Below are 19,847 nucleotides of genomic sequence, written 5' to 3'. Positions count from 1 at the left end.
CGACCCCGCCCCCGAACCTTGTGGCAAAGTACCGATAGGCAAAATCGGGGCAGGCGCGTCCCGCCCCGAGCAGCGCCTCGCCGGTCGAGATCGACCAGGACCTGCGGGTATCGGCGACCCTGTGCCTCGGCCGCCGTGTCGACATCCGTGCCGGGCGGCGCTGCCCTGCCGGCACCCGCGATGCGATCGCGGTCGGTCCACACCTGTTGCGCGGCGAGCAGACCGTGCCGCTGCATCGCGCCCCTGCTGCCGAAGGCGGCAAAGGCCCGCGCACCGCCATCGGCCTGTCGGCGGATCGACGGCGGGCGTGGATCGTCGTCGTCGATGGCCGGGAGAAAGGCCATAGCACGGGTGCGGACCATGCCGCGCTGGTCGCGCCGTTCCGCGAACTGTGCGCCAGCGACGCAATGGGTTTCGACGGCGGTGGCTTGTCGACGCTGGCCATCGCCGACAACAAGGGAGCGGTCGTTTGCTCGCTCCGTTGGCGCTTACGCGCAAATAGGGTCATTGCGGCCCGCTCCAGCGGGCTCCACGCGCCTGGACCGACGCCGGCCAGCGGCAGCAAGCGTTACCTAGGCGAAGCCGGTCTCGCAAACGGGCCGGACACGCGTCTCATGCGGGTACCGATGCGAACTAATGCTCCGGTGCGATGCAGGTCCCCGACCAACCTCGCCAATGCCGCGAGGCGCGCCCGCCCGGACCATCACCCCATCATAGGAGCCTCTACGAGCGTCCGTCTCACCATATGCCCGCGAAAGCGGGGACCCAAGGCCGCACCCGCAAAGCTTTGTTGTGATTAGCTCTAGACCGCCATCTGCGCAGGGGTACGGAAGGGTTTCGCGATACGCGTACGGGCTTCGCATCGGCGCGTCGCGTGCGCAGCCACCGCTTGTCACGCCCCTGCAAACCCGCATAGTCGCGCGTCCTACCGATCGGAGCACCTCTTGTCCCACGACCCTGCCCAGACCGACATTCTCATCATCGGGTCGGGCGCCGCCGGCCTGACGGCCGCGCTGCATCTCGCCGAGCGGTTCCGTGTCACCGTGTTGGCCAAGGGCGCGCTGAATGAAGGATCGACGGCCTGGGCACAGGGCGGGATCGCGGCGGTGCTGGAGCCGGGCGATACGTTCGACAACCATGTCGACGACACGATGGTCGCCGGTGCGGGTCTCAACGACCGTGCCACCGTCGAGTTCGTGGTCGAGGGCGCCCCGGCGGCGATCGAACGGCTCGCGGCGCTGGGCGTGCCGTTCAACATGGATGGCGAGGCGCTGCACCTGACGCGCGAGGGCGGCCATTCGCACCGCCGCATCGTCCATGTCGATGACGCGACCGGCTGGGCGGTGCAGGAGGCGCTGATCCGCGCGGCGAGGGCGCATCCCAACGTCACGCTGCTGCCCGACATGGTCGCGGTCGACCTTGCCACCAGCCGGCATGAGCAACGCTATTCTGGTGCGGGCAATGTCTGGGGTGTCTACGCCTTCAATCGCGCCACCGACCGCGTCGAACTGTACACCGCGCGCGCGACGATCCTCGCCACCGGCGGGGCGGGGCGGACCTATCTGTTCAGCACCGCGCCGCGCGGCGCGACCGGCGACGGGATCGCCATGGCGTGGCGCGCCGGCTGCCGCGTGTCGAACATGGAATTCATGCAGTTCCACCCGACCTGCCTCTACAATCTGGAGGTCAAGAACTTCCTGATTACCGAAGCGGTGCGCGGCGAGGGGGGCAAGCTGATCAACCCGACCACGGGCAAGAATTTCATGCCCTATTACGATGCGCGCGCCGAACTCGCGCCGCGCGACATCGTCGCGCGCGCGATCGATGCCGAAATCAAGCGCTTCGGCCTCGACTATGTCCATCTCGACATCAGTCACATGCCGCCCGAATTCGTGCGCGGCCATTTCCCCAATATCTACGAGAAGCTGCTCGGCCTCGGCATCGACATGACGACACAGCCGATCCCGGTCGTGCCCGCGCAGCATTATACCTGTGGCGGCGTGGTGATCGATCGCGACGGGCGCACCGATCTGCCCGGCCTGTACGCGGTCGGTGAGGTGTCGCAATCGGGGCTGCACGGCGCCAATCGCCTCGCGTCCAACTCGCTGCTCGAATGTTTTGTGTTCGGCGAGGCGGCGGCGCGCGACATCGCCGCGCGCTGGGACACGCTGCCGCCGCCGCCCGCGATCCGGCCATGGGACGAAAGCCGCGTGACCGATTCGGACGAAGAGGTGGTCATCAAGCAGAACTGGACCGAAATCCGCCGCTTCATGTGGAATTATGTCGGCATCGTCCGCTCGACCAAGCGGCTCGAGCGCGCCCGGCACCGTATTGCGATGCTGACCGAGGAAGTCGCCGACTATTACGGCCATTTCCGCGTCACGCCCGACCTGATCGAACTGCGCAACCTGCTGCAATCGGCCGATCTGATCGTGCGCTCGGCACTGCATCGCAAGGAAAGCCGGGGCCTGCACTATACGCTCGATTACCCGGAAACGGCGGCGGAGGCGGTCGACACGATCCTCGTCCCTTGACGCTACGGCATCGGTTTCCGCCATTCGTCGCCGCTGCGGGGGGATTCGTCGCAACTGCCGATAGATGCCTTGTACTATTAACCTGCATCGCAGCATGGTCGCCGCTGGACGGGGTGAGATGATCGTGCAGATGCTGAAGAAGGTCCGGCCGCTGAATGCGGCGCTGGTGATGGGACTGATCGCGCTGGGCGGCGTCGGGCTGACGACGCGCACGCTGCCGCCCGCCGCACAGGCGGCGGTGCCCAAGGCGGCGGTGCCCGTGCCGTTGCCCGCTGCGACGCGGCCTGCCCCGGCGGCGCTGGTTGCGGCGATCAACGCGCTGGGTGGCGGGTTCCAGGGCAAGGTCGGCATCGCGGTGCGCAGCATCGACGAGGGCTGGGTCGTCGGCCATGCGATGGACCAGCGTATGCCGCAGCAATCGGTCAGCAAACTGTGGGTCGCGCTGACGACGATGAACGCGATCGACGAGGGCAAGCTCTCGCTGACCACCCCGGTCACGATCACGCGCAGCGACCTGACGCTGTTTCATCAGCCGATCGCCTATCTTATGAAGGACGGCGTGTTCAGGACGACGGTCGGCGACCTGCTGCGCCGCGCGCTGACGCTGAGCGACAATACCGCCAACGACAAGCTGCTGAACCTCGCCGGCGGACCGGTGGCGGTACGCGACTTCATCGCCAGCCGTGGCCTTGGCAATATCCGCTTCGGTCCGGGCGAGCGACTGCTGCAGGCGAAGACCGCCGGGCTGCCGTGGAAACAGGAATATTCGCAGGGCAATGCCTTTGCGCAAGCCCGCTCGCGGCTCGACCCCAATGTCCGCCGTGCCGCCTATCAGGCCTATGTCGCCGATCCGCCCGATGGCGCCGGCGCGGGCGCGATCGCCGACGCGCTGGCGCGGCTGCGTCACGGCATGTTGCTGACGCCGCAATCGACCAGCTGGCTGCTCGACACGATGAGCCATACCCGCACCGGCCGTGCCCGCCTTCGCGCGGCGCTGCCGGCCGGATGGAGCGTCGCGCACAAGACCGGGACCGGACAGGATCTGGGCGGGCGGACGGCCGGCTTCAACGATGTCGGCATCCTCACCGCGCCCGACGGCAAATCCTATGCGGTGGCGGTGATGATCGGCGACACCGCGCGGCCAGTGCCCGAGCGGCAGCAGCTGATCCAGACGGTAGTGTCGGCGATCGTCGCGATGCACGGATAAGGACGCTACCCCTGTCCCCGCGCAGGCGGAGATTCAGCGCCACGGACGCCATCGCGGCATGACCGTGGACCCCCGGCCTGCGCGAGGGTTCATCGTCTTGCCAACACTCGCGGCCCGACACCCTTGTCGGTGATCACCACCGGCGCGATGCTGCCATCGGCGCGGAAATAGAGCCGGTCGATCGCGATCTCGCGATGATTGCCGTCGCTCTCGCCCAGCGGGCGGCGGTGATAGACGATGTACCAGTCGTCGGTGCCCGGTATCTGCAACAGCGAATGATGCCCCGCCCCGCGCGCCACCCGCGCATCTTGTTGCAACACCACGCCGCGCGGGCTGAACGGTCCGGTCGCGCTCGGCCCCGTCGCATAGGCGACACGGTAATCCGGCCCGGTCCAGTCGCCTTCCGACCACATCAGATAATAGATGCCGTTCCGCTTCACCATGAACGGCCCCTCGACATAATCGGGCGAGGGGGTGATCGACTTGAACGTCGTCCCATCGGCGAACGGCACAATGCCGGTCAGCGTATCGGACAGCCGCACGACGTTGCAGTGCTTCCACCCGCCATAATAGAGATAGACCTGTCCGTCATCGTCGCGGAACGCCATCTGGTCGATCGGCTGCGCGCCGTTCACGATCCTGTCGATCAGCGGTTTGCCGATCGCATCGCGAAACGGCCCCTCCGGCCGATCCGCCACCGCGACGCCGATCCCGCCGGTCTGGGCATCGTTCTTGATGTCGTTCGCGCCGAAGAACAGATAATAGCGCCCGCGATGCTCGATCGCCGAGGGCGCCCACATCGAATAGGCCGCCCAGCCGACCCGTTCGACGTCGAGCACGCGCGGATGCCGCGTCCAATGCACCAGATCGGAGGAGGAAAAGGCGTCGAGAAAGGTCTGGCGGAGGAACGGGTGCCAGATATGCGGCGCGCGGCGTTCGTTCGCCTGCCATGGGGTGAAGCGGCTTTGCGGCGCGGGCGTACCCTTGTCGGCGCTGTAGGTCGGATAGATCCAGTAGCGATTGCCGAAAATGCGGATCTCGGGATCGGCATACCAGCCGGGGATCGGCGGATTGGCCGCCAGTGCCGCGCGTGGCAGGGCCAGTGACGCGCCGAGCCCGGCCAGCAGCGTCCGGCGGTGGATGGTCAGCTCAGCGATAGTCGGCAATGGCATAGGTCCCCTCTGTCGCCGGCACGCGCGGCCCGACGATCGCGACGGCGGCACCCGCCGCCTTGCCCGCCGCGACGCCGGCCGGCGAATCCTCGAACACCAGACAATCGGTGATGGCCACGCCCAGCCGGTCGGCGGCGAGGCGGAAACCCTGCGGGTCGGGTTTGCCTTGCGAGACGTCTTCGGCAGTGACGAACACCCCGGGCGCCGGCAATCCGACCGCGCGCAACCGCACTTCGGCAAGATTGCGTGGTGCGGAAGTCACGATTGCCCATTGGTCGGGCGTAAGTCCGGCGATCAGGTCGTGAACGCCCTCGATCGCGACGACGCCGTCGACATCTTCCAGCTCGGCGGCGTTCAACCATGCCGCTTCGGCATCGATATCCATGCCAGACGTGGCAAAGCGGCGAACGGTGTCCTCGCCGCGTACGCCGTGACAGACCGCGATCAGCGCCTCGGCATCGATGGCGTGACGGTCGCACCACCGCCGCCACACGCGTTCGACGGCTTCGGACGAATCGAGCAACGTTCCGTCCATGTCGAACAGGAACGCGGCATAGGGGGTGTTGTGAAACGACGGCATGGCGCGTTCGTATCGGGCGGCAGCGGGTATGGCAAACGCGCTTTCCCCACGGATGCCAGACCGTACCCCGGCGAAGGCCGGGGCCCAGTTGGGTGCGATCACCAGATTACATCACCCGGCCTGCAACCGGACCCCGGCCTTCGCCGGGGTACGTCAGGGGTGGAGGGCGCTTACGTCCGCAACCCCCTTGGATCAATGCCGGAAGTGACGCATCCCCGTGAACACCATCGCAAGGCCCGCTTCGTCCGCAGCCGCGATGACCTCTTCGTCGCGGATCGATCCGCCCGGCTGGATCACCGCCGTCGCTCCGGCCTCGACCGCCGCCAGCAGCCCGTCGGCGAACGGGAAGAAGGCGTCCGACGCGACCGCCGACCCGATGGTGCGTGGGGTTGCCCAGCCGGCCTTGTCAGCCGCATCCTTCGCCTTCCACGCGGCGATGCGCGCCGATTCCAGCCGGTTCATCTGCCCCGCGCCGATGCCGGCGGTGCTGCCGTCCTTGGCATAGACGATCGCGTTCGACTTGACGTGCTTGGCGACGGTCCAGGCGAAGCGGCAATCGGTCAGTTCCTGCTCGGTCGGCTGACGCTTGGTCACGACCTTCAACTCGACCTGCGCCAGATTGCCGGCATCGCGCGACTGGACCAGCAGACCGCCGGCAATGGTCTTGACGGTGAGGCCGCCCCGCGCCGGATCGGGAAGGTCGCCGGTCAGAAGGAGGCGGAGGTTCTTCTTGGCGGCGAACACAGCCTTGGCTTCGTCATCGGCGGCGGGGGCAGCGACGACCTCCGTAAAGATGCCGCTGATCGCGCGCGCGGTCTCGCCGTCGAGCGGACGGTTGACGGCAATGATCCCGCCGAACGCCGACACGCTGTCGCACGCCAGAGCGGCCTGATATGCCTCGATCAGCGTCGCGCCGGTCGCAACGCCGCACGGATTGGCGTGCTTGACGATCACCACGGTCGGCGGCCCGTCGCGGAATTCGCTGACCAGCTCCAGCGCGGCATCGGCGTCGTTGTAGTTGTTGTAGCTCAGCGCCTTGCCCTGCACCTGCTCGGCCTGCGCGATGCCACGCGCGGCGGGACCGCGCGGGATATAGAGCGAGGCCGACTGGTGCGGGTTCTCGCCATAGCGCAACTCCGCGCCGCGGGTGAAGGCGAGCGGGAGCGTGTCGGGGAATGCCTGTCCCTGATCGGCAAAGGCGAACCACTGCGCGATCGCCGAGTCGTATGCGGCGGTCGCGGCATAGGCTTTCGCGGCGAAGCGGCGACGGGTGGCGAGGCTGGTGCCGCCGTTCGCGTCCAGTTCCGTGATCAGCGCGGCATAGTCGGCGGGATCGGTCACGATCGCCACCGCATCATGGTTCTTCGCCGCCGATCGCACCATCGACGGCCCGCCGATATCGATATTCTCGATGATCGTGTCGCGGTCGGCGCCCTTGGCCACGGTCGCTTCGAACGGATAGAGGTTGACGACGACGATATCGATCGCGCCGATGCCATGCTCCTGCATCGAAGCGACATGTTCGGCATTGTCGCGCACCGCCAGCAGCCCGCCGTGCACGATCGGGTGCAGCGTCTTGACCCGCCCGTCCATCATCTCAGGGAACCCGGTCAGGTCGGAAATGTCGCGGACCGAGAGGCCGGCATCGCGCAGCGTCGCGGCGGTCCCACCGGTGGACACCAGTTCGACGCCATGGCGGGCAAGGGCGGTGGCGAGGTCGACGATGCCGCTCTTGTCGGAAACCGAGAGGAGCGCGCGCTGCGGGGTGACATGATCCATGGGCGCGCCCTTTCGCGCGAAAGGGACGGCGGGGCAAGGGGGCGCGGCGTTCGAGAAAAGACACGGGAATGTTCGCGCTGCGACGGTTTGGACTGGCTGGTAACCGCCGGATGTCTATTACGGCGTCATGCACGTAATCGGATCGATAAGGCTCCTTATTTTGGCGATAGCGGCAGCTTTCGCCTTACCCGTGCAGGCAAGCGCCTCGCCGCCAATGCCGCAGGAAAGCATTCGCGTTATTTCCGACGCGCTTTCCTCCTGTACCGGTGGTTGGGTTGAGGTCGGCAAGGAAGGCCTTATCGGTCCTGCGTCTTTAGTGCCGCGACTTGCATTGCTGTCTTCCGCATCGGATTTGCTCGACGAGCGTGCTGGCCACGACCTTTACACGGTAGCGAAGGCCCTTCTGGCGCCGGCCATCGAATCTCACGACGGAATTATGGATGGACATTCCTTTTTGAAATGTCCTGCCCGTCCCAAGGAAGCAGTTGCCCTTCTGAAGTATCTGATGGGAGAAACGCCTAACGACCGTCGAGGCGTCTTCAATGGTCTAGAATGGTTGGCGTATGCCTATCGATCTGGAGTTGCCGGCGTGAAGGACCCTGCACTAGCGCGCCGCTATTATCTCAGATTCCGCATCCATTTGGGTCTCGACCCGGCAAAGCAATGGTCGGATGGTATCGACGACAGCCTTTTGGGTAATGTCGACCGTGCAGGTTTGAGACCCTATCTCGAAACGCTGGCGCAAAGCGATCGTAGTGACGCCGCAGGGGCGAGATTCGTCTTGGCGGAGGAGGTGCTCGAGAGGGACCCCCAAGCTGCAAGGAAGTGGCTACGATATTTGCACGACAGAACCTTGGTTCGGTTGATTGAATTGGAAAATCAGAAGCGGATACCCAAGATCGTCAACGAAGACGAGATTTCGTTCTGGGCTGAAGCCGCGAGGACGCTGTTCCGATACCGGGAATATGCGGCGCGAATAAGCGAAATGGCAAAATCCTTTAACGGGGGGAGCGTCCCGACTTCGAGTGTGCGCCCGTCACTTGCTTCGCTAAAATCGCAGATCGATGAGGTAAAGGTTGCAGATGCTTCCGCTACGCGTGAACCGATTCCGGTTCGTGCGTTGGTCGCGCCCGATGGTCGAGCCTTGTGGATAGAAGCGTGTGGAATGTATCCACCGTCCTTGAAATTAGCCTCGGTCGTCACGAACGTGTACTTGGATAGTGCCCGTCTTTATGGTTTTCGGAATTTTTCAACGTTCCCGAAGCTGCCGGTTACCAAGGTCGACGGAAAGCCGGGATACAGCTGGGTGATGTTACCTGCGGTACACTTTACACGAACTAAGAAGGGCAAGCTGAAGATCAAATTCTACGACTTGCCGACAGAACGTTGCATATACTCCGGTATAGCGATGCCGTCCCCGTCTTGAGGGTGTCGTTCATTCTGCGAACAGAGAAATTGCGAAGTGTCCGCTCCTACCGCGCCCGGTGGAACCGCCACGAAAAGTCATGCCCCCCCGCCGGCGTCGCGCCCGACAGCACCAGCTGGAACGTCGCGACCGGCATGCCCGCATCGTCGATCCACAGGCTTTCCTCGACGCCCAGAGTCGCCCCCTTGCAGCGGAATTGCCACACCGGCCCGTCGGGCACGCGCAGGAACGCGGCCTGCCCGTCCGGCGTCGGCGCGATCTCGATCCCCGGCGCCAGGTGAAAGCGCGCGACGAAGCTCGTGTCGCCCTTGCGCCCGCGCCGGCCGGTCGGGATCAGCATGTCCTCGCCCTGCACGTCGCGCCCATCGGCGGAGAGAGTCAGGACGCGGCGATGCTGGAAGCCCAGACGCTTGGCATAGCCGTCATGCGCGACCTCGATCCGGCTGATCGCGTCGCTTTCCTGCCGCGCCATGTCGACCACGCCGACGCCCTTGCCCAGCGAACCGTCGGCATGGATCGCGGTCGAATTGGCATCGTCGAGCACCAGCGTCGAATGCGCCGCGGTAGTGCGCAGCGCGCGGCGCAGCTCGGGCGACAGGGTCAGCGCCGCTGCCGCCGCGCCGCCGCAATTGACCACGATCCGCTGGCCATGATCGGACAGTTCGAACGCCAGCGTCGACGCGCAGCCTTCGCGCGCCGCCCGCGCCACCGGCGGCGGCGCGGAATCGACGATCAGCACGGTGCGCCCCGCCGCCAGCCGTTGATACCCCCAGTCGCTGGCATGGCGAAGCGGCCGGGTGCGCACCCCGGTCGCGGCGACGACATCGGCGATGCGATCGCCATCGACCGGCCCTGATCCCTGCCAGCAGGCGAGGCCACCCTCGCCGTGACACACGCCCAGCAGCGCCGCGACCATCCGGGTCAGCGCCAGTTGCTGCGCCTCGGGCACGTCGAGCCGGCGCGCGGCATAGATTTCGCGGAGTGCCGTCAGCGTCATCACCACGTCGAGCTGATCGGCGGGCGACCGGCTGACGATGCCGCCATCCTCGAACACGCCGGTGGTCAGGGCGCGCGCAAGACCATGCTCGCCGAAGCTGCGCCGGGGATCGCCGCCCGGAATGACGAGGCCTGCCGCGACTACCCCCGCCCATGCGGTGATTGCGCGGATGCCCGCCGGGGCCTTGCCCGCCTCGCCGTCCAGATGCCGGGCGGCGCGGGCGATGGTGTTGAGCACCCGCGACCGATAGACGAGGTCGGTCGACGACAGGATCAGCGGCGCATGCGCGATCCAGAACAGCAGCCGCCGCCCGGTCAGATGCGGGCCCCAGGCCGGTTCCGACACCCGGTCGCCATGCGCGTTCAGCCATTGCAGCATCAGCGTCTCGGCAATCGGCACCGCCGTCACGCGCGGCGCGACGCTCGACAGGTCGCGCAGCCACGCAAAGCCATGGAGATGCTCGGCAAAGGCGGCGGAGAATTTCGGCCGGTCGAGCCCCAGCCGGTCGATCGGAACGCTTTCGCCGCGGAACATCAACTGCCCCGCCAGCATCGCCTGTCCGCGCGCCAGATCGCCCAGAAACGGGTCGTCGGCGATCGCGATCAGCTTAAGCGGATGCCGCCCTTTCAGCCTGAGGCCGTGCAGTGGCGTGCGCCATGCCAGGCGCTGTAATTTCTCGGCAATTCGTTCGGACAGCGACAGCCCGGTGCCGCCGCCCTGCCGGACCAGCCTCTTGCCGACGTCGATGCCGTCGCGGGGTTCGTCGATCGGCTGGGGCGGGGTCATGCGCCCCGCAATGCGGCGATGTTCGCGGCATAGGCGGTGGGGCCGCCGGTAAAAGTCGCGGTGCCGGCGACCAGACAGTCCGCCCCCGCCGCGATCGCCTTGGGCGCGGTCGCACGATCGATACCGCCGTCAACCTGCAAGTCGATCGCCCGCCCGGTCGCGTCGATGCGGGCACGCAGTTGTTCGATCTTGCGCAACTGGCTGTCGATGAACTTCTGCCCGCCAAAGCCGGGATTGACGCTCATCACCAGCAACAGGTCGGTCAGGTCGAGCACATGGTCGACCACCTCAACCGGCGTTCCCGGATTCAGTACCACCCCGGCACGCTTGCCCAGCGTCTTGATCCGCTGCAGCGTGCGGTGGAGGTGCGGCCCCGATTCCGGATGAACCGACAGGATATCGGCCCCCGCCTCGGCGAACGCCTCCACCAGCGGATCGACCGGCGACACCATCAGATGGACGTCGAACGGCTTGGCGCTATGCGGGCGCAGCGCCTTCACCACCGCCGGGCCGATCGTCAGATTGGGGACGAAATGCCCGTCCATGACGTCGATATGGATCCAGTCGGCGCCGGCGGCATCGATGGCACGGACTTCCTCGCCCAGCTTGGCGAAATCGGCGGACAGGATGGAGGGGGCGATGCGGACCGGTTGCATGGAATGCGTCCTAGCATGGTCTCATCATGCGGCAAGGGAAGGGTAGGAGAAGAAGCAAGAATTGGTTCGCGCGGGCGCGGAAGAAGAAGAATTTGGTTTCGCGCGAAGGCGCGAAGGACGCGAAGGGGTTGCGTCACGGGCGACCCGACCGCGATCGGAAGACCCCCGCTGCTGAAAGCCGCTACCGCGGCCAGACATGCAACCTCTCCGCGTCCCTTGCGCCTTCGCGTGAACCAATCCTCCCTAGGAACGCCGCAACCGCACGATGAAGAACCCGTCCATCCCGCCCTTGTCCGCCAGCATTCCCGGCAGCGTCCGCACATAGCCTTCGCGGTGCGGCTCGACGCCAACGGGCAGTTCGTCCGCCGTCGCTGGTTCGATCGCGTAATCGCTGCGACTGCCCAGGAACCGGGTCAACTGCGCCTCCCCCTCGGCGGGCTCGAGCGAACAGGTGGCATAGACCAGCCGCCCGCCCGGCTTCACCCAGTCGGCCGCACGTGCCAGCAACCGTGCCTGGAGTGCCGCCGTCTCGGCGATCACGCTCGGCCGCACCCGGTGGAGCACGTCAGGATGGCGGCGGAAGATGCCGGTCGCGCTGCACGGCGCGTCGAGCAGCACCGCATTGGCCGGCGCCGCTGGCTTCCACACCAAAGCATCGCCGGTCACCACCGACGCCGTCAGCCCGGTCCGCTCCAGATTCTCGCGCAACCGCCCCAGCCGGCTTTCCGAATTGTCGAGCGCGGTCACGTCCCATCCGGCGGCGGCCAGTTGCAGCGTCTTGCCGCCCGGCGCCGCGCACAGGTCGATCGCGCTGCCCGGCCCCATGCCCAGCAGCCGCGCCGGGATCGACGCCGCCAGATCCTGCACCCACCATTCGCCCTCGGCATAGCCGGGCAGGTCGGGGATCGACGCCCCATCGTGCAGCCGCCGGTGATGCGCCGCCAGCGCCTCGCCCTCCGGCCCGGCCTCACCCTTCAGCGACAGGTCGACCGGCGGCTGCTGCGCGATGGCGCGCGCCGCTTCGATCACCATGTCCTCGCCCCATGCCGCGCACCAGCGGGCATCGGTATCGGCGGGCAACGTCGCCGCATCGGGCAGCCGCGCATTGCCGCGCATCAACGTGCCGAACACCCCATGCACCAGCTTGCGCGGCCCGCCATCGACCAGCGGCAGCACCGTCGCGATCGCCGCATGCGGCGGGGTGTTCAGCACCAATGCCTGCCCCAGCGCGATGCGCAGCACGAACCGCGCCTTGGCATCGTCGGGCAATTGCCGCTGCGTCGCACTGTCGATCAGTGCGTCGAGATCGGGCAGCCGCCGTAGCACCGCCGCCGCGATAGCATGGGCCAGCCCGCGATCCTCACGCCGGTCGAGTTCCTGCGTTGCGCTGGCCAGCGCCGCCTCCAGCGGCAATCCACGCCGGATGACGGCATCGAGCAGCCGGAGCGCAGCCCGCCGTGCGGGCACGCCCGGCGGTTCGGGGGCGAGGCGGGGCCGGGCCGCGCGGCGGCGATCCGGCGAAGTTGGTCGATCGATCACTTGAATCCTGTTGCTGGTCCGCCAAGTGCATCCTGACGAACCGTGATGGAGTCTCCTATGGGCAACCGACCCCCGCATGTGAAGCCACCCGCGCACCTCTCCAAATCGCCGCCGGTGCCGACGCCCGAACCGATCCCGCCCAAATCGGACAGCGACGATCCGCTGGGGCTGAGTCCGACGCGCTATGGCGACTGGACGCACAAGGGGATTGCTGTCGATTTCTAAGGGGGGAGGGTATCGGCATTCCCGTTTCCGCATATCGGACCGGACGTTTTGGGAAAGGCGTTCGGGAACAGGTTTTAGGAAACACGGCAAAAGAAGGCGGCTTAATCGCATTCTGTGCGGCCGGTACCTCGGTAGTGTTTCTTTCGAGATTGGTGGAGCGCGCTTTGGTAGGCTTCCGAGAAAATTGCTCAGTTGGAGGCGGTTTTAAACAGCCACTCATTACTAGCTGTTGAAGCAGACGTGTTCTTCATTGCCAGGATCGAGGCGTCATAGATTTTGGCGTTCACAAAGTCGTTGGTGCTGACAAGCCGATCACGATCACGGGTCAGTTCCCCAACTATGTTTCTAGGTGTCGTCCAATCGATAGCACTTCCAAATGATGTTCCTCCATCGGCCTTTTGGAGTCCGATGCTCCATGTTGCCGATAGCTGTTCCGACGTATAGCCGAGGTTCTGAACCATGTTGGCCCTCACGACGGATAGCTGCCCGACAGTCATGTGTTCATAGTCGTACTTACCAGATGGAAGCCCCTGAGATGCACTGATCGCATCAGCCTGCTTCTTGACGGCGAACCTTCGTTCGTTTTCGGGTATTTGCATGAGGCGGTTCCAAGAAGCCTCTTCGAATACCGCACTAGTCGTCAATGACTTATCCGATAAAGTTGCTGCCTTTGAAGAAGTCTCTTCCCGATCTCCCGAGGGCATCCTATTTGTCGATTTCGCTTCGGACAGGGCGTTCGCGAATGCGGCACCGGCAGTCGATACCTTCGATGGGTGCAAGATGGTGACCTTGGAAAAGTCGCTAACTGATATCGTCATTCCCTTGCCCCGCTTTGCTGTTGTCCCTGCTGATCAGCAAAATAGTGTAACGTGGTTAACCAAACGTGATAATGCGCAATCGCAAAGCTGTTCGCCAGACTCTTTACTATCGGCAAATCTCTTGCGCTTAGTTCCGACGCTTCCCATTTCACCATCCCAATTGGGAAGGCAGCATCGCCACCGCCATGAACCTGGCTACGCGCATCGTTAGCGATTCCATTGCGCCCATGGAACGAACGCCCCCGTTCCGACTTATCGCAAGATGGTCAGGCTCGCGCGCCCGTGGCGGTTCATCCTTGGCGGCACCCTTGGCCTCGCACTCCTCATCCTGCTGATTCTCGCCGCCTTTCCGTGGGGCATCCTCCGCGACCGGGTGAGTGCGCGTCTCGCGCAGCGTTTCGGGTCGGACGTGTCGATCGGCACGATCGAACGGGTCGAGCCGCTGTCCTTTTCGCCGACGCTGATCGTCCGCGACCTGACCATCGCCCAGCCGCATTGGGCTGGAACCGGCGATCTGGTCCGGCTGAAACGGGTGGATTTCCGCTTCAAGGTCCTGCCATTGCTGCGCGGCAAGTTCGATCTCCAGGCACTCGCCATCGACGGCGGGCGCGTCGCGATGGTGCGCACGCGCGACGGCCGCAAGAACTGGCAGCCCGACAAGCGCGGCGACAAAAGCTCGGCGGCGGCGATCACCAGTCTGTCGATCCGCGACCTCGTGATCGATTATCGCGACGCGGTGCAGAACCGTCGCTTCGCCGTCACCGTCGCCTCCGACGCCAACGGCTTCCGCGCCGAGGGCGATGGCGCGATCGACGAACGCCCGGTGCAGGTCGCACTGACCGGACCGACTATCCGTGGCGACGGACCCTGGCCGTTCCGGGCGCGGGTCGATGGCCCGACGATCACCGTCGATGCCAAGGGGGTGATGGCCTCACCGCTCGGCACCAACCGCATGACCGTCGACCTGACCGCGCGCGCCAACGATTTGAAGACGCTCGACGCGCTGATCGAGGCCGGGCTGTTCGGTACCCAGCCGGTCAGGCTCACCGCGCGCGTCCGCCACGACGATCCGACCTGGGTGATCGAACGGCTGTCGGGCACGATCGGCCGGTCGAGCCTGACGTCCGCAAAGGCGACGATCGGCAAGGAGGGCGACCGGACGAACATCGACGGCAGCCTGCATTTCGCCGACCTGTCGTTCGACGACCTCGCCACCGACGAAGGCCGCGCCCGTGCCATCGCGATCGAACGACGCATCGGCCCGCGTGTCGTGCCGGGCACCCGCATCAATCTGGAGAAGATGGGCGGCGTCGACGGGCGGCTGGCGATCCGCGTCGACCGTCTGCTTGACATGGCGGGTTTGCGCGGCCTCGATACCGTGCTTGCGATCGATCGCAGCCGCCTGACCGTCGCCCCGTTGACCGTGCGGCTGGCACAGGGCCGGATTACGGGGCAGGTGGTGGTCGACCAGCGCGAGCGGACGACGCCCCGCGCGACCTTCGATCTGAAACTGGTCGATTCGCGAATCTCGACCTTCGCCGGCGGCGCCCCGGTCGATGCGCCGCTCCGCGCACGGCTGAAGCTGGTCGGTAGCGGCGACACGATCCGCGACGCGATCGGCCGGTCGGACGGCATGATCGGCTTTGCGGCGGCGGGCGGCACGTTGCCGGCGAAGATGGCGTCGCTGCTCGGCGCCGATGTCGCGCGCGGGCTGACCACCGACGAGGATGCTCGCGCGCGGCTGCGCTGCCTCGGGCTGCGGCTGAACGTCACCAACGGCGTCGGCCGGATCGACCCGCTGCTGATCGACACTTCGCGCGCGCAGACGCGGGGGCAGGGAGTGGTGCGCCTGTCCGACGAACGCCTTTCGATCGCGCTGACCGGTACGCCGAAACAACGCACGCTGCTGCATCTCGATCAACCGGTCCGCATCGGCGGCCGCATCCAGGACCCCGACATCCGCATCCCGCCGGGCGTGAAGAGCGCGGGCGGCATCCTGCGCATGCTCGGCCGTGCGATCGGCGGCGACGATACCCCGCGCGCGGGCAATGCCGATTGCGGCGCGCTGGTGCGGCGGGTGCTGGGTTAGCGCTTTCCTACTTGTCCCGCCAGCGGCAGGATCGCCGACATGCCGGTTCCATTCGCCCCTTCAGCCGCCCAATATCCTCATCTGTCTGGATGGAACCAGACGTCATCCCGGCGGAGGCTGGAGTCTCCCAATGATGGCACGGGCAAGACCCGCTTCAAGTCGCAGCCTTCGTTGCACCGGCGTTTCCAGTAAGCTGGATCGGCCGCTAGCCAGACATGCGCTGTTGCGAACGCTACGCAACAAAATGCGTGCGAGTGTGAACTTCGTGAACTTTGGCGCCGGAATCAGGCGTCCGGCCGTGTCGGCGCGCCGCGCTCGGCGACCATTCGCTCGCCATCGATGACGATCGGGCTGGCAAGGCCGGGCAGACCGTCGGGCCGGATCGCCATGCCCCGGGCCACCACCTGCGGGTCGGCGAACACGTCGTCGACGGCGTTGATCGGCCCGGCGGGGATGCCGGCGGCCTCCAGCGCCTCGTACAGATCGGCCTTGCGCCACGTCGCCACCGCCGCCTGCACCGCCGGGATCAGGTCGCGGCGATGGACCACCCGCGCCGGATTGGTCGCGAAACGCGGGTCGCGGTGCAATTCCAGCCCCAGTGCGTCGCACAGCCGCGCGAATTGCCGGTCGTTGCCGACCGCGATGATCAGCGCGCCATCGGCGGTCTCGAACGCCTGATAGGGGGCGAGGTTCGCATGGCCATTGCCCATCCGCGTCGGCACGACGCCGCTCGCCATCCAGTTCAGCGCCTGGTTGCCGAGCACCGCGACCTGCGTGTCGAGCAGCGCCATGTCGATATGCGCCCCTTCGCCGGTCAGGTCGCGGCGGCGCAGCGCCGCGAGGATCGCGACCGCGGCATAGGTCCCGGTGAAGATATCGGCATAGGCGACGCCGGCCTTTTGCGGCGGTCCGTCCGGCTCGCCGGTCAGCGACATGGCCCCGCCCATCGCCTGGACGATGAAGTCGTAACCGGCGCGGTGGGCATAGGGGCCGTCCTGCCCGAAACCGGTGATCGAACAGGTGACCAGCCCCGGCCGCACCGCCGACAGCGCAGCGTGGTCGAGGCCGTATTTGGCAAGGCCGCCGACCTTGTAATTCTCGATGACGATATCGGCTTCCGCGACCAGCGCGCGGACCTCCGCCTGCCCCTCTGGCGTCGAGATATCGATCGCCACCGACCGCTTGCCACGATTGGCGGCATGGAAATAGGCGGCGTCGCGGTTGCTGCCATCAGGCGCGGTGACGAAGGGCGGCCCCCAATGCCGGGTGTCGTCGCCGGCACCCGGCCGCTCGACCTTCACCACCTCCGCCCCCAAATCGGCGAGCAACTGTCCGCACCATGGCCCGGCGAGGATCCGCGCCAGCTCGACCACGCGGACCCCGGCCAGCGGCTTCACGCGCGGCGCAGTTCGTAGACGACGTGCGAGACCATCCGCCCGCCACGCGGCACATCGATCGTGCCGGGACGCAACGTCGCACCCAGCGCCTCGACAGCGGTGCGCGACCGGCGATTGTCCTGCCCGATATGGAAGGTGATCGCTGACACGGACGGGGCGATATGGTCGATCATCAGCCGCTTGGTCTCGCGGTTATAGCCCCGCCGCCACCGATCGCGCGCGAAGAAGGTCCAGCCGATCTCGATCTCGTCGGCTTCGCGGTCACAGGGGCCATAGCGGCTCGACCCGATCACGCTGCCATCGCCCGCATCGCGGATGGTCAGCATCCCGCCCCCGGCCAGCCCTTCGTCGAAAAACGCGCGGAACACGTCCGGCTGCCAGCGGTCATGCGCGGGGTGCTGGTCCCAGATCGTCGGGTCCGCCGCGACCGCATACAGCGCGGCGTAGTCCGCCGGCACCGTCGGCGCGACGCGCACCAGCTCTCCCACCAAATCCGGCTGGCGATCCATCAGAAGGCAGCGATCCCGGTGATCGCCCGGCCCTGGATCAGGCCGTGGACGTCGTGCGTGCCCTCATAGGTATTGACCGTTTCGAGGTTGATCGCATGGCGCATCACATGGAATTCGGCCGCGATACCGTTGCCGCCATGCATGTCGCGCGCGGTGCGGGCGATGGCCAGCGCCTTGCCGCAATTGTTGCGCTTGATGATCGAGATCGCCTCGGGCGCCAGCGTCCCCTCGTCGAACATCCGCCCCGCGCGCAACGCCGCCTGCAGCCCCAGCGCGATCTCGGTCTGCATGTCGGCCAGTTTGAGCTGCACCAGCTGCTTCGACGCCAGCGGCACCCCGAACTGCTTGCGGTCGAGCGTATATTGCCGAGCTGCGTGCATACAGAACTCCGCCGCGCCCATCGTGCCCCAGGCGATGCCATAGCGCGCGCGGTTGAGGCAGCCGAACGGCCCCTTCAGCCCCTCGACATTCGGCAGCAGCGCATCCTCGCCGACCTCGACCCCGTCCATCACGATCTCGCCGGTAATCGACGCGCGCAGGGACAGCTTGCCCTCGATCTTCGGTGCCGACAGCCCCTTCATCCCCTTTTCCAGCACGAAGCCGCGGATCTTGCCGTCATGCGCGTCGGACTTGGCCCAGACGACGAACACATCGGCGATCGGCGAATTGGTAATCCACATCTTCGCGCCCGACAGGCGATAGCCGCCATCGATCTTCTCGGCCCGCGTCCGCATCCCCGCGGGGTCCGACCCGGCATCGGGCTCGGTCAGCCCGAAACAGCCGATCCATTCACCGCTCGCCAGCTTGGGCAGGTATTTGCGGCGCTGTTCCTCCGAACCATAGGCGTTGATCGGATGCATCACGAGGCTCGACTGGACGCTCATCGCGCTGCGATAGCCCGAATCGACCGCTTCGACTTCCCGCGCGACCAGTCCATAGGCGACATAACCGAGGCCGGCCCCGCCATATTCGGGATCGATCGTCGGGCCGAGCAGCCCCAGCGCGCCCATTTCCGACATGATCTCGCGCGCGAAATCCTCGTCGAGGAACGCGCGGGTGACGCGCGGCAACAGCTTCTCGCGGGCATAGCCATGCGCCACGTCGCGGACCATGCGCTCTTCGTCGGTCAGTTGCGCGTCGAGCGCGAAGGGGTCTTGCCAGTCGAAACGGCCCATCTCGGCCATGTTCTCGTTCCTTACAGCGTCGGGTCGACGGGATCGGCGGCGACCGGGGAATCGGGTTGCACCGGTGCGGCCTGCACCGGTGCCGGCGGCGCGGCAGGCGCCGGGCGCGGGGTGGTCAGCGCGACCGATTCGAGGTCGATCAGCGCCTTGCGCGCCTCTACATATCGTCCTGCAGCCGTGGTCCAGCGGCGAGCGCTGGCGGCGCCGGGCATGCGTTCGATCTCGGCCATCGCCAGTTCGACCTGCCCGGTGTCCAGCCGCCGGCGCGCGCGGTCGAGCCGGTCGATCGGACGGCTGCTGGGCGTCGGCCCCTGGCGCAACACAATCAACTGGCCGAATTCGCGCCGCAGCCCGTCCCAGAAGCCTTCGCCCGAACGGCCCGCGATCAACGGCGTCGCGACCGCGTCGAGCGCGCTACGCAGATCGTCGAGCGTCACCGGGTTTTGCGCAGAGGCGATCAGCGTGCGGACCGCGTCGGGACGGCTCGCGCCGAAGCGGTCGCGCAACTGCCCCTCGAGATAGTCGAGCGGACGGCCGCGATCGAGCGCCCGGCGGGTCGCGACGATCACCATCATGTCCTCGGCCCGCGTCGCATAGCCCGCCGCATTGCGCGCGCTGGTGTCGAGTCCGACGATCCGCGTTTCCAGTTCGCTGATCCGCGCCGCCAGTGCCGCTTCCCGTGCCGACAAGATCGGCAGCGCGGTGGCTGCGACCGGTTGCGGCGTCGCGGCGGGCGTCGGTTGCGCGACCGGCGTCGTGCTCTGCGTCGCCCCGCTCCAGCCGAGCCGGGGGCCGACATAACGCAGCACCGCCAGCGTCGCGCCGATGCCGATCAGGAAGGCGAGAATGGCGATAAGCAGCCATCCACGGCTTCGTCGCGGCCGGTACGGGCCGCCGGTCGTCGCAAAGGACGCGTCTTCGCTGGTCATGCCGCCTTATCTCCGCGCCC

General features: G+C 66.6%; 17 protein-coding genes. 6 read left to right on the top strand and 11 right to left on the bottom strand.

Annotated features, from left to right (window positions below):
- Positions 1-89 precede the first annotated feature (89 nt).
- From AAIO73_RS20285 to AAIO73_RS08715, 3 genes are all read left to right on the top strand, one after another.
- On the top strand, positions 90-800 hold the full coding sequence (locus AAIO73_RS20285) for a phosphodiester glycosidase family protein (RefSeq protein ID WP_526023790.1): 711 nt from the start codon (positions 90-92) through the stop codon (positions 798-800).
- Positions 801-944: 144 nt separating this feature from the next.
- Complete coding sequence (gene nadB, locus AAIO73_RS08720; protein ID WP_345877320.1) at positions 945-2,534, top strand: L-aspartate oxidase; 1,590 nt, start codon at positions 945-947, stop codon at positions 2,532-2,534.
- A gap of 94 nt (positions 2,535-2,628) precedes the next feature.
- Positions 2,629-3,741, top strand: coding sequence for a serine hydrolase (locus tag AAIO73_RS08715; protein ID WP_345877319.1), 1,113 nt, complete (start codon positions 2,629-2,631; stop codon positions 3,739-3,741).
- Positions 3,742-3,830: 89 nt separating this feature from the next.
- Here AAIO73_RS08715 and AAIO73_RS08710 read toward each other — a convergent pair whose 3' ends face one another.
- The 3 genes from AAIO73_RS08710 to purH form a co-directional block, all read right to left on the bottom strand.
- Positions 3,831-4,913, bottom strand: a complete 1,083-nt coding sequence (locus AAIO73_RS08710) for a glycoside hydrolase family 43 protein (RefSeq protein WP_345877317.1) — start codon at positions 4,911-4,913, stop codon at positions 3,831-3,833.
- Positions 4,891-5,493: an HAD-IA family hydrolase gene (locus AAIO73_RS08705; protein ID WP_345877315.1), complete on the bottom strand. Its 603-nt coding sequence runs from the start codon at positions 5,491-5,493 to the stop codon at positions 4,891-4,893. The genes AAIO73_RS08710 and AAIO73_RS08705 overlap by 23 nt, the downstream gene beginning before the upstream one ends.
- A 192-nt stretch (positions 5,494-5,685) precedes the next feature.
- Entirely contained in the window at positions 5,686-7,272 is a 1,587-nt protein-coding gene (gene purH / locus AAIO73_RS08700) for a bifunctional phosphoribosylaminoimidazolecarboxamide formyltransferase/IMP cyclohydrolase (RefSeq protein WP_345877313.1), read from the bottom strand.
- Between the two features lie 127 nt (positions 7,273-7,399).
- Here purH and AAIO73_RS08695 point away from each other — a divergent pair, with 127 nt between their 5' ends.
- Positions 7,400-8,698 carry a hypothetical protein gene (locus AAIO73_RS08695; protein WP_345877312.1) on the top strand — a complete coding sequence of 433 codons (1,299 nt, stop codon included), beginning with the start codon at positions 7,400-7,402 and terminating at the stop codon, positions 8,696-8,698.
- 46 nt (positions 8,699-8,744) lie between these two features.
- Here AAIO73_RS08695 and AAIO73_RS08690 read toward each other — a convergent pair whose 3' ends face one another.
- From AAIO73_RS08690 to AAIO73_RS08680, 3 genes are all read right to left on the bottom strand, one after another.
- Positions 8,745-10,481, bottom strand: coding sequence for a heparinase II/III family protein (locus AAIO73_RS08690; RefSeq protein ID WP_345877311.1), 1,737 nt, complete (start codon positions 10,479-10,481; stop codon positions 8,745-8,747).
- Positions 10,478-11,137: a ribulose-phosphate 3-epimerase gene (gene rpe, locus AAIO73_RS08685; protein WP_345877310.1), complete on the bottom strand. Its 660-nt coding sequence runs from the start codon at positions 11,135-11,137 to the stop codon at positions 10,478-10,480. The genes AAIO73_RS08690 and rpe overlap by 4 nt, the downstream gene beginning before the upstream one ends.
- Positions 11,138-11,380: 243 nt before the next feature.
- On the bottom strand, positions 11,381-12,673 hold the full coding sequence (locus tag AAIO73_RS08680) for an RsmB/NOP family class I SAM-dependent RNA methyltransferase (RefSeq protein ID WP_345877393.1): 1,293 nt from the start codon (positions 12,671-12,673) through the stop codon (positions 11,381-11,383).
- 60 nt (positions 12,674-12,733) lie between these two features.
- On the opposite strand from AAIO73_RS08680, the gene AAIO73_RS08675 reads away from it, so the two are divergent.
- Positions 12,734-12,901, top strand: a complete 168-nt coding sequence (locus tag AAIO73_RS08675) for a DUF1674 domain-containing protein (RefSeq protein WP_345877308.1) — start codon at positions 12,734-12,736, stop codon at positions 12,899-12,901.
- 188 nt (positions 12,902-13,089) lie between these two features.
- Here AAIO73_RS08675 and AAIO73_RS08670 read toward each other — a convergent pair whose 3' ends face one another.
- Positions 13,090-13,719, bottom strand: coding sequence for a hypothetical protein (locus AAIO73_RS08670; protein WP_345877307.1), 630 nt, complete (start codon positions 13,717-13,719; stop codon positions 13,090-13,092).
- A gap of 262 nt (positions 13,720-13,981) precedes the next feature.
- Here AAIO73_RS08670 and AAIO73_RS08665 point away from each other — a divergent pair, with 262 nt between their 5' ends.
- Positions 13,982-15,808, top strand: coding sequence for an AsmA family protein (locus tag AAIO73_RS08665; protein ID WP_345877305.1), 1,827 nt, complete (start codon positions 13,982-13,984; stop codon positions 15,806-15,808).
- A gap of 284 nt (positions 15,809-16,092) precedes the next feature.
- On the opposite strand, the gene AAIO73_RS08660 is transcribed toward AAIO73_RS08665, so the two are convergent.
- The 4 genes from AAIO73_RS08660 to AAIO73_RS08645 are packed head-to-tail and all read right to left on the bottom strand — an operon-like array spanning position 16,093 to position 19,827.
- On the bottom strand, positions 16,093-17,205 hold the full coding sequence (locus AAIO73_RS08660) for a CaiB/BaiF CoA transferase family protein (RefSeq protein ID WP_345877303.1): 1,113 nt from the start codon (positions 17,203-17,205) through the stop codon (positions 16,093-16,095).
- A complete protein-coding gene (locus AAIO73_RS08655) occupies positions 17,202-17,714 on the bottom strand; it encodes a GNAT family N-acetyltransferase (RefSeq protein WP_345877302.1) in 513 nt (170 codons plus the stop codon). The genes AAIO73_RS08660 and AAIO73_RS08655 overlap by 4 nt, the downstream gene beginning before the upstream one ends.
- Positions 17,714-18,898, bottom strand: coding sequence for an acyl-CoA dehydrogenase (locus AAIO73_RS08650; RefSeq protein WP_345877300.1), 1,185 nt, complete (start codon positions 18,896-18,898; stop codon positions 17,714-17,716). Before AAIO73_RS08650 ends, AAIO73_RS08655 begins: the two co-directional genes overlap by 1 nt.
- An 11-nt stretch (positions 18,899-18,909) precedes the next feature.
- A complete protein-coding gene (locus AAIO73_RS08645; protein WP_345877299.1) occupies positions 18,910-19,827 on the bottom strand; it encodes a hypothetical protein in 918 nt (305 codons plus the stop codon).
- Positions 19,828-19,847: the final 20 nt, after the last annotated feature.

The organism is Sphingomonas epibiotica (assembly GCF_039615155.1).
Taxonomy (GTDB): Bacteria; Pseudomonadota; Alphaproteobacteria; order Sphingomonadales; family Sphingomonadaceae; genus Sphingomonas.
This window is presented reverse-complemented; position numbering and strand designations above follow the sequence as displayed.

Bases quoted from the DNA above. Each gene is read 5' to 3' on its own strand.
- AAIO73_RS08705 (WP_345877315.1), bottom strand. From the start codon at position 5,493: ATGCCGTCGTTTCACAACACCCCCTATGCCGCGTTCCTGTTCGACATG.
- AAIO73_RS08645 (WP_345877299.1), bottom strand. From the start codon at position 19,827: ATGACCAGCGAAGACGCGTCCTTTGCGACGACCGGCGGCCCGTACCGG.
- AAIO73_RS08655 (WP_345877302.1), bottom strand. From the start codon at position 17,714: ATGGATCGCCAGCCGGATTTGGTGGGAGAGCTGGTGCGCGTCGCGCCG.
- AAIO73_RS08675 (WP_345877308.1), top strand. From the start codon at position 12,734: ATGGGCAACCGACCCCCGCATGTGAAGCCACCCGCGCACCTCTCCAAA.
- AAIO73_RS08650 (WP_345877300.1), bottom strand. From the start codon at position 18,898: ATGGCCGAGATGGGCCGTTTCGACTGGCAAGACCCCTTCGCGCTCGAC.
- purH (WP_345877313.1), bottom strand. From the start codon at position 7,272: ATGGATCATGTCACCCCGCAGCGCGCGCTCCTCTCGGTTTCCGACAAG.
- AAIO73_RS08690 (WP_345877311.1), bottom strand. From the start codon at position 10,481: ATGACCCCGCCCCAGCCGATCGACGAACCCCGCGACGGCATCGACGTC.
- AAIO73_RS08710 (WP_345877317.1), bottom strand. From the start codon at position 4,913: ATGCCATTGCCGACTATCGCTGAGCTGACCATCCACCGCCGGACGCTG.
- AAIO73_RS08695 (WP_345877312.1), top strand. From the start codon at position 7,400: ATGCACGTAATCGGATCGATAAGGCTCCTTATTTTGGCGATAGCGGCA.
- AAIO73_RS08665 (WP_345877305.1), top strand. From the start codon at position 13,982: ATGGTCAGGCTCGCGCGCCCGTGGCGGTTCATCCTTGGCGGCACCCTT.
- rpe (WP_345877310.1), bottom strand. From the start codon at position 11,137: ATGCAACCGGTCCGCATCGCCCCCTCCATCCTGTCCGCCGATTTCGCC.
- AAIO73_RS08715 (WP_345877319.1), top strand. From the start codon at position 2,629: ATGGTCGCCGCTGGACGGGGTGAGATGATCGTGCAGATGCTGAAGAAG.
- AAIO73_RS08670 (WP_345877307.1), bottom strand. From the start codon at position 13,719: ATGACGATATCAGTTAGCGACTTTTCCAAGGTCACCATCTTGCACCCA.